The sequence below is a fragment of the Gilliamella sp. ESL1225 genome, from assembly GCF_058502635.1.
Map to the genome: position 1 here is coordinate 652,856 of NZ_CP196358.1, position 14,469 is coordinate 667,324.

The window sequence follows — 14,469 nt, forward strand, 5'->3', positions numbered from 1 at the left end:
TTATGTATTATATATTTTGGTTAGTCGGTATATTTGCAGCGTGTATGCTTTCTGTTGTTATGGGGCTTTGGATTGAAAAGAAAAGCACCAATGACGAAAACGACATAAAATAAAGAGTAATTATGATAGTTTAACATCATGACTATTGAATAATATAAATAAAAAAAGGTGATATTTATCACCTTTTTTTATTTATAAAGAAAATCATCATCCTTTTTTATAAATCTTCATAAGAACCTGCTTATAAATTAACCTAAATTTGAGTCCAATACGCATTTATATTTTATGAGAAATCAACAAGGGTTAATAAAAAAATGAAATGATAATTGTTTTCATTTGTACAATTCTATATGATGATGAAGCGAATTTTATATTGCGATATAATATTGATAATTTTTTTGATTGAGATTAAAAATGCAAGATTTTAAATGGAATGCAAGAGTATATTATGAAGATACTGATGCAGGTGGAGTCGTTTATCATGCAAGGTATTTGGCATTTTATGAACGAGCAAGAACAGAGATGCTTCGAAGTATTAACATTGGACAACAAGGGTTATTACAAGAAGGTATTGCTTTTGTAGTTAAAAAGATGGATATTAATTACCATTCTCCAGCCCGTTTGGATGATTTATTAACGATTAATACTCAAATAAAACAAATTCGTAAAACATCATTTAATTTCTATCAAACAATTCATAATCAAAATGATCAGTTAATTAATAGTGCTGATGTAATGGTTGTTTGTGTAAATATTACAAAAATGAAGCCGTGTGCGCTTCCAAAGTTATTAGTTGCGGAGTTTATATAAGTGGAAAATCTGAATATTATTGATTTATTTCTGAGCGCTGGAATTTTAGTTAAATGTGTCATGCTAATATTATTAGCTTTTTCAGTCATTTCTTGGGCTATTATTTTTCAACGTAGCCGCATTTTAAAACAAGCCAAAAAGCAAATAGAAAAATTTGATAATAGCTTTTGGTCAGCCGATGATCTAAATGCATTGTTTGATAAAGCTAAACAAAATAAAGAAGAAATTTCTGGAACGGAACATATTTTCTATGCTGGCTTTAAAGAGTTTTCACGGTTATATCAAATTAATCCCAATATGCCGAAAGCTGCCTTAGATGGCTCTTCGCGAGCAATGCGCCTTGCGATGAATCGAGAATTAGATAACCTTGAACAAAATATTCCTTTTTTAGGTACTGTAGGCTCTATTAGCCCATATATTGGTTTATTTGGTACTGTATGGGGAATTATGGATGCGTTTATTTCATTAGGAAATGCAAAACAGGCTACTTTACAAATGGTTGCGCCTGGTATTGCTGAAGCATTAATTGCAACGGCGATTGGTCTTTTTGCCGCTATTCCTGCTGTTTTGGCCTATAATCGTTTGAGTCTTAAAGTAAGCCAAATTGAACAAAGTTATATTAATTTTATTGATGAATTTTCGGCGATTTTACAACGTCAAGCTGTCGCAGTTAGGAAATAATTATGAGTCGTCGTTCGCGTTATTCTGCTAAATCCGAAATTAATATCGTTCCATTATTAGATGTGTTATTGGTTTTGGTTCTGATATTTATGGCGACTGCCCCTATTATTAGTCAAAGTGTCGAGGTAGATTTACCCGAAGCTTCCGAAGCTAAATCTGTGTCGACCTCAGACAATAAACCAATAATTGTCGAAGTTTCTGACGTTGGCGTTTATACTTTGATTATTGATCATGATCGTCAAACCGGTTTACCGCAAGAACAAATTGTCGCTCAAGTTAGACATCAATTGTCCTTGAATGATAAAGCTATTTTTTTAGTCGGTGGAGCAAAAAATGTGCCTTATGAAGAAATCATTAAAGCACTGAATATACTTCAATCCGCAGGCGTTAAATCTGTAGGTTTAATGACCCAACCGATTTAAGTGTTAATAATAATTTAAATAAAATATGAGCAATGTCTAAAAAATTAAATGTTCGATTAAGTTTCCCAATTATTTTATCAATTGCATTTCATGCCATATTGATTGTGTTCCTATCCTATAAAGCTTGGCAATATCATCAAGATAACTCGGGCAATATTAAAGGTGAATCTATTGAGGCAGTTATGGTCGATTCTGTTGTTATCAATGAACAATATCAAAGGGAACTACAAAGTAAAATTAATAAACAAAAGGTACAAGAGCAACGCCAAAAACAAATTGAAAAACAAGCGCAAGAACTTCAAGAAAGGCAACTTGCCGAACAACAAAAATTAAAAGAATTAGAGAAGGAGCGTTTGAAATTTATTCAACAACAGCAGCAAGAAATTGCTGCAGCTGAAATGGCTAAAAAGCAAGCAGAACAAGACGCTATTAAAGCAAAAGCGGAACTTGCTGAACAGCAAAAACAGGCATTACTAGCTAAACAAAAAGCTGATCAAGAAGCTAAAGAAGCTCAAGCAAAAGCACAACAAGAAAAATTAATGCAAGAGCAAATTGAAAAGGAGCGTGAACAAGCGGAGTTAGAAAAACAAAAAGCGGTATTTGAAGCTGAGGAAGCTAAAAAAGAAGCTGAGAAACAAAAACAAGCCGCTAAAGAAGCAGCTGAAAAAGCTAAACAAAAAGTTGAAGCAGAGAAGAATGATAAAACAGTTAATGATATTTTAGGCGGGTTAACTTCTTCTAAACCGGTCAAGCAAAATAATAAACAATCTACACCTAAAGGTGTTGATACTGGTGAATTGGGTCGTTATCAAAGCCTTGTAACAAATGCAATAAGTAATAAATTTATTAATCCTCCTAAACTCTACGCCGGGCGCACTTGTGATTTACAAATTCAAATTGCCCCCGATGGTTTAGTGCTCGATGTCATGTCAACAAATGGTGATCCCTCTTTATGTCGCGAGGCAATAGCTGCAACTAAACTTGCTACAATTCCAAAACCCTCAGCCAGCTTATATGCTGAAGTTAAAACAATGCAAATTACCTTTAAACCTAATTAATACGATTATATAAAATCATATTCTAGTTAATAATATCTTGGGTAATTGCGCTAATTAACAGTCGAGTTAAAAAAATCTTTTTTTTGATAACTCACTTTATTTCATAGTTTTTATTTTTTTTAGTTTTGATATTGATCGTGATAGCCTATTTTGATATTGAAAAAAAATTTTTTATCCCAATATATATTCAAATAGTTATCCAAAAGTTACTGTAAAAGAATTAAGGAGCAAAATATGACAACTATTGTCAGTGTCCGCCGAAATGGACAAGTTGTGATTGGTGGTGATGGTCAAGTCACTTTAGGTGAACGTATAATTATGAAAGGCAATGCTCGCAAAGTTCGTCGTTTATATAATAATAAAGTGATTGCAGGTTTTGCTGGCGGTACCGCAGATGCGTTTACCTTGTTTGAACTCTTTGAACGTAAATTGGATCTTCATCAAGGGCATTTAACCAAAGCCGCAGTAGAAATGGCAAAAGACTGGCGAACGGATAGAATGCTGCGGAAATTAGAAGCACTACTTGCGGTAGCGGATGAAACTGCATCATTAATTATTACAGGAACGGGGGATGTCATTCAACCAGAAGATGATTTAATTGCGATAGGCTCTGGTGGACCTTATGCACAAGCTGCGGCTCGAGCTTTATTGGATAGCACTGAGTTATCCGCACATGATATTGTACAAAAATCATTATCTATTGCTGGAGATATTTGTGTTTATACCAATAACTTCCAAACTATTGAAGAACTCAATTATTAATTAAACAAATTAAGAGAATGAAAACATGTCTGAAATGACTCCTCGCGAAATTGTAAGTGAATTAAATCAACATATTATTGGACAAGATAAAGCAAAACGTTCAGTGGCGATTGCATTACGTAATCGTTGGCGCCGTATGCAACTTGATGAGCCTTTGCGCCATGAAGTGACACCAAAAAACATTTTAATGATTGGACCAACAGGTGTTGGTAAAACTGAAATTGCTCGCCGCCTTGCTAAATTAGCCCACGCCCCTTTTATAAAAGTTGAAGCGACTAAATTTACTGAAGTGGGTTACGTCGGTAAAGAAGTCGATTCAATTATTCGTGATTTGACTGATTCAGCTGTTAAAATGATTCGCCAAGATGCGATAGAAAAAAACCGTGCTCGAGCCCAAGAACTTGCTGAAGAACGTATTTTAGATGTATTAGTGCCACCCGCTAAAGATGGTTGGGGACAAGTCGAAAATAATAATGATTCAACAGCTCGTCAGGCTTTTCGTAAAAAATTACGAGAAGGGGATTTAGATGAAAAAGAAATTGAAATTGAAACTGCTGGTGTGAATATTGGTGTTGAGATTATGGCACCTCCAGGCATGGAAGAAATGACTAATCAATTACAGTCTATGTTTCAAAATCTGGGTGGTCAAAAATCAAAACCACGTAAGATGAAAATAAAAGATGCCTTTAAGCTGTTAATTGAAGAAGAAGCGGCTAAATTAGTCAATCCAGATGATCTAAAGCAGGCAGCGATTGAAGCAGTTGAACAAAATGGGATCGTTTTTATTGATGAAATCGATAAAGTATGTAAACGTGGCAATTCATCGGGTCCCGATGTTTCTCGTGAAGGTGTACAACGTGATTTGTTACCATTAGTTGAAGGTTGTACAGTATCAACAAAACATGGCTCAGTGAAAACCGATCATATTTTATTTATTGCCTCTGGTGCTTTCCAAACAGCGAGTCCATCAGATTTAATTCCTGAATTACAAGGGCGTTTACCAATTCGTGTTGAATTAAGTGCATTAACAAGTGAAGATTTTGAACGTATCTTAACAGAGCCTAATGCTTCTTTAACTGTTCAATATAAAGCGTTAATGGCGACTGAGGGCGTTAATATTGAATTTACTAAAGACGGTATCCGTAAAATTGCTGAATCTGCATGGCAGGTCAATGAGCAAAATGAAAATATAGGTGCAAGAAGATTACATACAGTTCTTGAACGTTTAATGGAAGATGTTTCTTTTGATGCCAGCGAAATCAGTGGTAAGAGTGTTATTATTGATGCCGAATATGTTAGTAATCATCTCGATAAACTTGTAGCTGACGAAGATTTAAGTAAATTTATTTTATAATCTATTTGGTTGAATTAGCCAGCAGTAAATTTAGTTACTGCTGGCTTTTTATTAATTTTCTTAACAAATAATTAAATGCTTTTTCTTCTACCCATTAATAATGCTTCCCCCCAATCTTGTTGATTATGAGAATCTCTTGAAATATTTCTTTTTATCCGATTAGGTTTATTAATATGTGATATTAATGATTGCGTATAAGGATGTTTAGGGTTGTTGAATATATTATCGCGGCTACCTTGTTCGACAATTTTACCGTTATTCATGACTAATATTTGATGACAAAGTGAATGAATCACCGAGAGATCATGACTAATAAATAGGTAACTTAATTGATATTTCTTCTGAATGGATTTTAGTAAATTAATAATTTGCAATTGAATAGTGCGATCAAGTGATGAAGTGGGTTCATCAAGAATTAATAATTCTGGTTTTAAAATTAATGCGCGCGCTATTGCTATTCGTTGTCGCTGGCCGCCAGAAAACTCATTTGGATAACGAAAACGCATATCAGGATCGAGTCCAACTTCTTTTAAAATACTAATAACGGCTTGCTGGCGTTCTTGTTTACTTATTTTTTTATGGATAATTAATCCTTCGCTTAATAATTGTTCTATCGTAAAACGAGGATTAAGCGATGAAAAGGGATCTTGAAAAATGATTTGTATCCGTCCCCGAAAAGGAAGCATTTTTTTATGGCTTAGCTGCTGTAATGGATGGCTATCAAATAAGATGTCTCCTTTTGCTTTTATTAAGCGCAAAATAGCAAGTGCGGTTGTACTTTTACCTGATCCTGATTCGCCTACAATGCCAACTGTTTCACCTTGATGAATAGTAAAACTGATATTATCAATAATTTGCTTTTGCTTATTTTTAAAAAAACGTTTTTGGCTAATTACATTAACATCTAAGTGATTGACTGTAAGTAAAATACCGGCATTATTTGGTAAGGTAACGGGATCTCCATGTGGCTCTGCATTTAATAAACTTTTCGTATAGGGATGTTCAGGTCTTAAAAAAATGCGTTGTTTGGAATTATTTTCGACTAAACGTCCATGCTGCATGACAGCAACTTGATCTGCCATTTTTTTGACGATGGTAAGATCATGCGTTATAAAAAGCATGCTCATCTTTAACTCTTGTTTTAATTCTTGTAATAATTGTAATAATTGTGCTTGTACTGAAACATCAAGCGCTGTTGTCGGTTCATCCGCAATAAGGAGTTTAGGTTGCGTTAAAATAGCCATCGCAATCATAACTCTTTGCCGTTCACCACCAGATAATTGATGTGGGTAGACAGAAAGTTTATTTTTTGGTTCTTTAATACCAACGCGATCTAAATATTGTAAGATTTCACTTTTGGCAACATCATGATGCATATGATGATGCAAGGTTAAGACTTCGCGTAATTGTTTTTCAACAGTATGGAGTGGATTAAGTGAGACCATAGGCTCTTGAAATATCATACTGATCTGATTACCACGAATATGTTGTAAATCTTTTTCTGTCGCATTTAATAAGGACTGATTTTTAAATAAAATATCACCACTAGGATAACTAATATTTTCACTAGAGAGCAGGCGTAAAATTGACAAGGCAGTAATTGTTTTACCTGAGCCAGACTCACCAACTAGCGCAACAGTTTGTTGTTTATCGATAGAAAAATTAATTCTATCAACAAGCGTTGTTGATTTTTGATGTTGATTTAAAACGATCGACAGATCATTTACCATTAGTAAAGGAGAATTCATCGACGTGCTCCTTTAGTCGGATCGAAGGCATCCCGTACCCCTTCACCAATAAAAATTAATAATGAAAGTAATGTCGCAATAATGATAAATGAACTAATACCTAACCATGGTGCTTGTAAATTGTTTCGTCCTTGTAATAGTAATCTGCCAAGTGATGGCGAATCAAGAGGCAATCCGAATCCTAAAAAATCTAAAGAAGTTAATGTTGTAATGGAGCCACATAAAATAAAAGGTAAAAAGGTTAACGTTGCAACCATAGCATTAGGTAAGATGTGACGAAACATTATCTTACGATCACTTACGCCCATTGCTTTAGCTGCGCGAATATAGTCAAAATTACGTGTTCTTAAAAATTCGGCACGCACAACACCGACAAGAGTCATCCACCCAAATAACACGGTAATTACAAGTAACCACCAGAAATTGAGTGGTAATATACTTGCTAATAAGATAATGACAAATAATACCGGTAAACCACTCCAGATTTCGATAAAACGTTGTCCAATAAGATCAACTTTGCCACCATAATAACCAAGAAAAGCACCGATAATGATGCCAATTATTGAAGTAAATAACGTTAATAAAATGCCAAATAACATGGAAATTCGAAATCCATAAAGAATATTTGCCATGACATCAAATCCGGCATCTGTTGTACCTAACCAATGACTTGCCGATGGTGGTGTAGGAAAGGTATTTTTAGTGTCATAAATCAAGGTATTATAACTAAATTTGAAGGGAGCCCATAAAATCCAACCCTGTTCCTTAATTTTGTTTTGAATAATTGGATCTAAATAATTTGTTTCAGTGGTAAATTGACCATTAAACTCTGTTTCAGGATAAAAATTAAAGATAGGCACATAATAATTATCTTGATAATTAATTAAGATTGGTTTGTCGTTTGCTATAAAATCAGATAGTAAACTTATCACAAAAAAAATCATGAAAAACCATAACGAATAATAACCACGGTGATTTTGTTTAAATCGTTGCCATTTAGTATTTTTTGTTAATGACTGTTTTATCATAAGTTACGTGCCTCAAAATCAATACGAGGATCAATTAGCATATAAGTTAAATCCGATAATAATTTAACGACAAGACCGAGTAAGGTAAAAATATATACGGTACCAAATATTACTGGATAATCACGTTGAATGATGGCATCAAAACCAAGTAATCCTAATCCATTTAAGGAAAATATGATCTCGATTAGTAAAGCACCAGTAAATAAAATGCCAATAAATGCTGCTGGAAAGCTTGAGACAATTAACAAGGTTGCATTACGAAAGACATGCTTCAATAAAATCTGTGTTTCTGTAAGCCCTTTGGCTCTTGCAGTTGTGACATATTGTTTTCGAATTTCATCTAAAAACGAATTTTTGGTTAGCATGGTTAAAGAAGCAAAACCACTGATAACCATTGCCAAAACAGGTAAACAGATATGCCAAGTATAATCTTTTATTTTGTCCCATAAATTAAGTTGATCGAAATCATAAGAGGTTAATCCGCGTAAAGGAAAAATATGCCAATAACTACCGCCAGCAAATAAGACGATTAATAAAATAGCAAGTAAAAATGCAGGTATTGCATAACCAATAATAATAAAGGTACTTGACCAGAAATCAAAACGCGATCCGTCTTTCACTGCTTTATAAATACCGAGAGGAATTGAGATTAAATAAATAATTAGGGTACTCCAAAGCCCAAGCGAGATGGAAACCGGTAAACTTTTAGCAATTAAGCCGATTACGGATTCACTTTTAAACAGGCTATTGCCAAAATCAAATAGTGCATATTTTTTTAATGTATCGAAATAACGTTCAATAATTGGTTTATCAAAGCCATATTGTTTTTCAATCTTAGCGATGAGTTCAGGATCTAATCCTCTTGCTCCTCGATAACTAGTTTCATTACTTGGTTTGCTAATTTGCGTGGTAAAATTACCTGATCCAGATAAGAAATTTTGCGATGCGCCTTGTTCATTTTCGATATTAGCAAGAGCTTGATCAACAGGCCCCCCAGGTGCAATTTGCACAATAAAAAAATTTAACGTTAATATGATAAATAACGTCGGAACGATCAATAATAAGCGTCGTATTAAATAATTAAGCATCTTAATGTTCCTGATTTTTTGGTAAGGTTGCGGCTTTATTATTATCAAACCACCAGCTATTTAATTCGATACCATAAGTTGGCATGACGTTTGGCATGCCGAATTTATGCCAATTAGCAAAGTAAATTTGGCTAGGATACCACATAGGAATCATAGGGTATTCTTGTGTTAGAACGCGATCAAGTGCACGACCTAATGGAATTAATTTATCGTCGTTATCAAGATTTTGGCTGATCTCATTTATAAGCGTATCTATCACTTCATTGTGCAATCCTGATGCATTCCAACTTGAATTTAAATGTTCGCTACCCCATAAAATGGACAAGTTAGATGTTGGATAATTAAAAGCACTATAACTTCGCTGAGTCATATCATAATCTCGTTCACGCATACGACGAATTAACTGGGTTTGATCGAGCGTAATAATATTCATAGTGATCCCAAGGCGAGCTAAATTTTGTTGAAAAGGAATGGCATATTTAACATCAGATCCCAAATAAACTAATAACTCAAATTCAAAAGGTTGATTTGTTTTATTATTGATAAGTCGTCCTTTTTTTATTGTCCACCCGGCTTGATGCAAAAGTTGCGATGCTGCTAATAAATTATCTCTATTAAAACCACTGCTATCACTTTTTGGTAAATGATAAGCTTCTTTAAAAACATCGTTAGGGAGAATATTTTTATATGGTATAAGCAAAGATAATTCTTGTTCAGTTGGTTTACCTGCTGCAGCATATAAAGTATTTTCGAAGAAACTATGTGGTCTACTGTAACTATTATAATAAAAGGCTTTATTTAACCATTCAAAATCAAAGGCAAGCGTAATGGCTTTTCGAACTCGAAGATCTTGAAATATTTCTTTTTGCAAATTAAATGCCAGCCATTGTGTTTCAATTGCAGTTTGTTGGGGTTTACTATGTTTTTCGATATAACCTTCTTTAAAATATTGACCTTGATATTGAGTAAACCAATTTTTAGGTTGAGATTCAGCGCGAAAATCATACTCACCTGCTTTAAATGCTTCCAGCGCAACACTTGAATCCATATAATAATCAATGCGTTTATGATCAAAATTATTTAATCCTTTATTGATGGGTAAATCTTGTGCCCAATAGTTAGGATTACGGGTATAAATTACATATTGTCCAAGTTTGTAATCACTTACATAGTAAGCAGCACTTGCTAAGGGTGGGGTCGGTAATGGCTCTGAAAAATTACGGTCTTGCCAAAAATGTTTAGGAATGACTAGCATGTTGCCGACAAAAGAAAGCAGTTTTTCACGATTTCCTTCGGGTATTTCAAATCTTACTAGATAAGGCGTAACGGCCGTGACATTGCATTCTTTATAATAAGCACGATATTGCATTACGCCTTCTGTCATAAATTTAAGAAAAGTAAAAGCAACATCGTCAGCTGTGATCGGTATATCATCTTGAAAACGCGCATTTGGGTTTAGTGTTACTTCTGCCCATTTGTAACTATCAGAATACGTAATTGATGTGCCAATAAGTGGATAAAAGCTGGTGATGTCATCGGCTATATTAGTAAAAAGGCTATCATATAATTCACTTGAATTACGTTCAGCCAATCCTCGACTTGCATAACGATTAAAGTTATCGAAAGTACCAATTTCAGCAAGCTTTATTGTCCCGCCTTTAGGGGCATTAGGATTAACATAATCAAGATGCTGAAAATTTTCAGAATATTTAGGATGACCTTTCAATGAAAAGATATTTTTATGGTAAATCGTTTCAAATGGAAAATCTGTGTTGATATAGTGATCAGGAAGATTTGGTCCAGCGTTGGTATTTGGATTATTTGCTTCAGCTTCAATAATATCCGCTTCAACAGTATCGAAATCTGTATTTTTATTAGTGAGGGCTAAGGCTGGAAAACAAAAAATAACACTAATCATAATCGAGATAATGCTAAAATAGCGTTTTCGTATATGATTAATTATATTAATAGTCACAGTCATTTTCCTTTTAATATTGATGTCTACATTAAATGTACCAATTGTGGTTTTATATTACATATAACATAGCTTATAACATCGTATTTATCCTTAATTTAATTTTTTAAATACAAAAGTGGGAACGCTATTTTGCCAAAGTTCGCCGTAATGAGCAAAAACTAATTATTAGAAAATAGTATTTCGGTAAATTATCGTGGTTTTAATTAATAACAAATCGGCAGTCAATGAAAATATTTTATTTTTCATATATACTTACCACCATTAAAATCCATGTTAATTAATCAGGATTAATATTCATTCTAATATCCTTGTTTGATTAATCTATTTAGAATGTTAAATAATATTGTATTTTTAAACAATCATATCGCACTTAATAGGATAAGAATATGACAGCGAGATTTATTGTCATTGAAGGACTTGAAGGGGCTGGTAAAACAACTGCCATTAAAACCGTTGCGCGTTTACTTAATCAACAACAGATTTTTGATATTGTTTTTACACGTGAACCTGGAGGTACGCCTATTGCTGAAACGTTACGCGATTTAATTAAAAATGGTTTGGAAGGTGAACCTTTAACTGATAAAGCGGAATTATTGATGTTTTATGCTGCCCGCATACAATTAATTGATAATGTAATAAAACCGGCACTTAAGAAAAATCGTTGGGTTATAGGTGATCGACATGATTTGTCAACACAAGCTTATCAAGGTGGTGGACGGCAACTTGATAAACATTTTATGCAAATGTTAAAAGAACAAGTTTTAGAGGATTTTAAGCCAGATTTAACATTATATTTAGATATTGATCCGCAAATTGGATTAATGCGAGCAAGAGCCAGAGGTAAATTAGATCGTATTGAACAAGAATCGTTAACTTTTTTTAATCGTATTCGTGAACGCTATTTAGCATTATCTAACAATGATGAAACCATTATTACCATTGATGCGAGTCAATCTCTTTCTGATGTGACTGCTCAAATTGAAAACATTTTAATACCATGGCTACAAAAACAGGTTTAGCATTATGTTTGAAAAGGATTATTGGTTAAAAGATGCTTATGAACAATTAGCAATGCCTATCTTACGGCGAAAGTCCCATCATGCTTTATTAATTAATTATGTTACAGGCAGTGGGGAAAAAAAGCTGATTAATTCTCTCGCTAATCGTTTTTTATGTACAACATCGACAGATCTTAATCCTTGTGGTTTTTGCCATAGTTGCCAATTATTTAAATCTAACAATCATCCTGATTATTATTTAATCACTAATGAGGCGAATAAAAACACGGTTGGTGTTGATCAAATTCGTCAAATTTTGTCAATTATTTATGAAAAATCCCAGCAAGGTGGTAATAAAGTTATTTATCTTGATAATGCCGCTTTAATGACGGAAGCCGCTGCAAATGCCTTACTGAAAACGTTAGAAGAGCCGCCAGAAAATACGTTTTTTATTTTAGGTAATGATCATAATAATCAATTATTACCGACGATTTATAGTCGTTGTTTTCACTTTTCGATCGCAGTGCCGTCTTTAGATGAATCAATCATATGGTTAAAAAAATATTTTCCAAATTATCATGATAATGATCTTGCATGCGCTGTTTTATTAAGTGAGAATGCGCCATTGGCCGCACAAGCCTTGTTAGAAACTGAAAATTGGCAAAAGCGTAAAATATTTTGTGAAAACTTGATGGCAATTTTACAGCATAATGATTTTTGGTCGCTAGCGGCAATTTTTGATCATGATAAGCTTATTACACAAATTCATTGGTTTTGTACGTTATTAACTGATGCCTTAAAAGCGAAACAAAAAGCTGGACGATTTATCATCAATCGTGATCAAGTACCTTTAGTTAGATTACTTGCAAGTAACAGTTATGAATGCATTTATTCTCTTTATGAATTATGGTGTAAGACAAGACTGCAATTGACATCTATTGCTGGTTTAAATAAAGAATTAATGCTTTGTAATCTGCTAGCACAATCAGAATTGCTAAAACAATAATGAAGATAAAAATGAGCAACCATGATAAATTAATGATGGATAAGAGGCTTAATATTTTTATATTAAGGTTAAGATATTAAAAATTTATTATTTGATATAATTAAGGCGGGAATATAGTGAGCTATTTAACGATTGAGTTTGGATTGCTTTTTCTTGCTTTTTTTGTTGTATATTGGGGATGTTATTTATATCCTCATATCCAAAATAAATTAATACTAATCGCTAGTTATTTTTTAGTTTATTGTTTTAGCTGGCAATTTGCTGTTATTTTATTTAGTTATACATTGATTATTTACCTATTAGGATTAGGTATCGCTAAATCTAGTAAATATGCAAAACAATGGCTAATTCTTGCCTTATTTTATGCGGTTTGTAATCTCGCTGTGTTTAAATATTTTGATTTTTTCCGTTCTCAATTGCAGAATTTACTTGATGCGCTTGGTTTATCAGTATTAATTCCGACTATTATTGTATTTATACCAATTGGTATTTCGTTTTATACTTTTCATTCGGTAAGTTATTTAGTTTCATTAAAAAAACGTGAGTTACCTGTAGCTAAATTTCTCGATTTTGCGTTGTATTTAGCTTTTTTCCCGAGCATTATTTCTGGTCCAATCAATCGCGCGAAGGATCTATTGAATCAAATTGAGCTTAATACACCCCGAAACATTTTAAATCCTTATCAAGCTTTTACCTTGATCATTCTCTCTATCATAAAAGTATATTGTTTTGGTGGACTTATCGAACAATATTGGGTAAAGCCTATTTTTGCAAATCCAATGGAATTTAATAGTTTAGATTTGGTTTTTGGATTGTATGCTTATGCCATGTATATCTATGTTAATTTTTCTGGCTATACTGATCTTGTGACGGGAATGGCGCTATTATTAGGTTTTCGATTACCTGTTAATTTTAATGCTCCTTATCTGGCATTAAATTTACGGGATTTTTGGAATCGATGGCATATTAGTTTATCAACATGGATCCGTGATTATATCTATATTCCACTTGGTGGTAGCCATCGCGGATTTACACGAACACAAATAAATGTGTTTTTTGCAATGTTACTTTCAGGATTATGGCATGGCGCAGGAATTAATTTTATTATCTGGGGGGGATTACATGGTCTTGGAATGATAGGATTAAACAGTTATGATCGTTATTTTAAAAAAGGGAATATTGCTATTCATTCTCCTTTTCTAGCACGGTTAATAACATGGCACTTTATCTGTTTTACCTGGTTATTTTTTTATTGCGATACATTCAATGATGCTATCGATTATTTATCTGCCTTGATCCATAATATTCATGTTGATAGTCAATATTGGATCCCATTTTTATTAGTTTGCCTTATTTATTTATTATATCCAAAAATAAAAGCAATTCCTGACATATTTACTAAACAATTAACGCATTTACCGACGTTTTTATTACCCTTTATTTTTATTGTATTGTTGTGGCTTATTATTTATTTTGCACCATCGGGTGTGCCTAATTTTATTTATGCTCATTTTTAATTATGATGAAGGTAAAATT

The 14,469-nt window shown here is 33.2% G+C and carries 14 protein-coding genes; 10 read left to right on the forward strand and 4 right to left on the reverse strand.

What is annotated here, in order from left to right; all coding sequences use genetic code 11:
• Positions 1–2: 2 nt before the first annotated feature.
• The 7 genes from ACSYSW_RS02885 (at position 3) to hslU (ending at position 5,087) form a co-directional block, all read left to right on the forward strand.
• The gene (locus tag ACSYSW_RS02885) at positions 3–113 is read left to right on the forward strand and encodes a cytochrome bd oxidase small subunit, CydX/CbdX family (protein WP_491704786.1); all 111 of its coding nucleotides are present in this window, start codon (positions 3–5) and stop codon (positions 111–113) included.
• Between the two features lie 301 nt (positions 114–414).
• Complete coding sequence (gene ybgC / locus ACSYSW_RS02890; RefSeq protein WP_491704785.1) at positions 415–810, forward strand: tol-pal system-associated acyl-CoA thioesterase; 396 nt, start codon at positions 415–417, stop codon at positions 808–810.
• A complete protein-coding gene (tolQ, locus tag ACSYSW_RS02895) occupies positions 811–1,491 on the forward strand; it encodes a protein TolQ (RefSeq protein ID WP_491704784.1) in 681 nt (226 codons plus the stop codon).
• A gap of 2 nt (positions 1,492–1,493) precedes the next feature.
• The gene (gene tolR, locus ACSYSW_RS02900; protein WP_491704783.1) at positions 1,494–1,913 is read left to right on the forward strand and encodes a colicin uptake protein TolR; all 420 of its coding nucleotides are present in this window, start codon (positions 1,494–1,496) and stop codon (positions 1,911–1,913) included.
• Positions 1,914–1,945: 32 nt separating this feature from the next.
• On the forward strand, positions 1,946–2,971 hold the full coding sequence (tolA, locus tag ACSYSW_RS02905) for a cell envelope integrity protein TolA (protein ID WP_491704782.1): 1,026 nt from the start codon (positions 1,946–1,948) through the stop codon (positions 2,969–2,971).
• Between the two features lie 234 nt (positions 2,972–3,205).
• A complete protein-coding gene (hslV, locus tag ACSYSW_RS02910) occupies positions 3,206–3,733 on the forward strand; it encodes an ATP-dependent protease subunit HslV (protein ID WP_491704781.1) in 528 nt (175 codons plus the stop codon).
• Between the two features lie 25 nt (positions 3,734–3,758).
• Positions 3,759–5,087 (forward strand): ATP-dependent protease ATPase subunit HslU, encoded by a 1,329-nt coding sequence (gene hslU / locus ACSYSW_RS02915; protein ID WP_491704780.1) that lies wholly within the window; start codon positions 3,759–3,761, stop codon positions 5,085–5,087.
• Between the two features lie 71 nt (positions 5,088–5,158).
• Here hslU and ACSYSW_RS02920 read toward each other — a convergent pair whose 3' ends face one another.
• Genes ACSYSW_RS02920 through ACSYSW_RS02935 form a run of 4 tightly spaced genes read right to left on the reverse strand, consistent with a single transcriptional unit; the run spans position 5,159 to position 10,926 of the window.
• Positions 5,159–6,835 (reverse strand): ABC transporter ATP-binding protein, encoded by a 1,677-nt coding sequence (locus tag ACSYSW_RS02920; protein ID WP_491704779.1) that lies wholly within the window; start codon positions 6,833–6,835, stop codon positions 5,159–5,161.
• Positions 6,832–7,863 carry an ABC transporter permease gene (locus ACSYSW_RS02925; RefSeq protein ID WP_491704778.1) on the reverse strand — a complete coding sequence of 344 codons (1,032 nt, stop codon included), beginning with the start codon at positions 7,861–7,863 and terminating at the stop codon, positions 6,832–6,834. Before ACSYSW_RS02925 ends, ACSYSW_RS02920 begins: the two co-directional genes overlap by 4 nt.
• Positions 7,860–8,951: a microcin C ABC transporter permease YejB gene (locus ACSYSW_RS02930; protein ID WP_491704777.1), complete on the reverse strand. Its 1,092-nt coding sequence runs from the start codon at positions 8,949–8,951 to the stop codon at positions 7,860–7,862. The genes ACSYSW_RS02925 and ACSYSW_RS02930 overlap by 4 nt, the downstream gene beginning before the upstream one ends.
• Position 8,952: 1 nt before the next feature.
• The gene (locus tag ACSYSW_RS02935; RefSeq protein WP_491704776.1) at positions 8,953–10,926 is read right to left on the reverse strand and encodes an extracellular solute-binding protein; all 1,974 of its coding nucleotides are present in this window, start codon (positions 10,924–10,926) and stop codon (positions 8,953–8,955) included.
• 389 nt (positions 10,927–11,315) lie between these two features.
• Here ACSYSW_RS02935 and tmk point away from each other — a divergent pair, with 389 nt between their 5' ends.
• The 3 genes from tmk (at position 11,316) to ACSYSW_RS02950 (ending at position 14,450) form a co-directional block, all read left to right on the forward strand.
• Positions 11,316–11,948, forward strand: coding sequence for a dTMP kinase (gene tmk / locus ACSYSW_RS02940; RefSeq protein ID WP_491704775.1), 633 nt, complete (start codon positions 11,316–11,318; stop codon positions 11,946–11,948).
• 4 nt (positions 11,949–11,952) lie between these two features.
• Positions 11,953–12,933, forward strand: coding sequence for a DNA polymerase III delta subunit-related protein (locus tag ACSYSW_RS02945; protein WP_491704774.1), 981 nt, complete (start codon positions 11,953–11,955; stop codon positions 12,931–12,933).
• A 116-nt stretch (positions 12,934–13,049) separates the two neighbouring features.
• Entirely contained in the window at positions 13,050–14,450 is a 1,401-nt protein-coding gene (locus tag ACSYSW_RS02950; RefSeq protein ID WP_491704773.1) for an MBOAT family O-acyltransferase, read from the forward strand.
• The last annotated feature ends 19 nt before the right edge of the window (positions 14,451–14,469 follow it).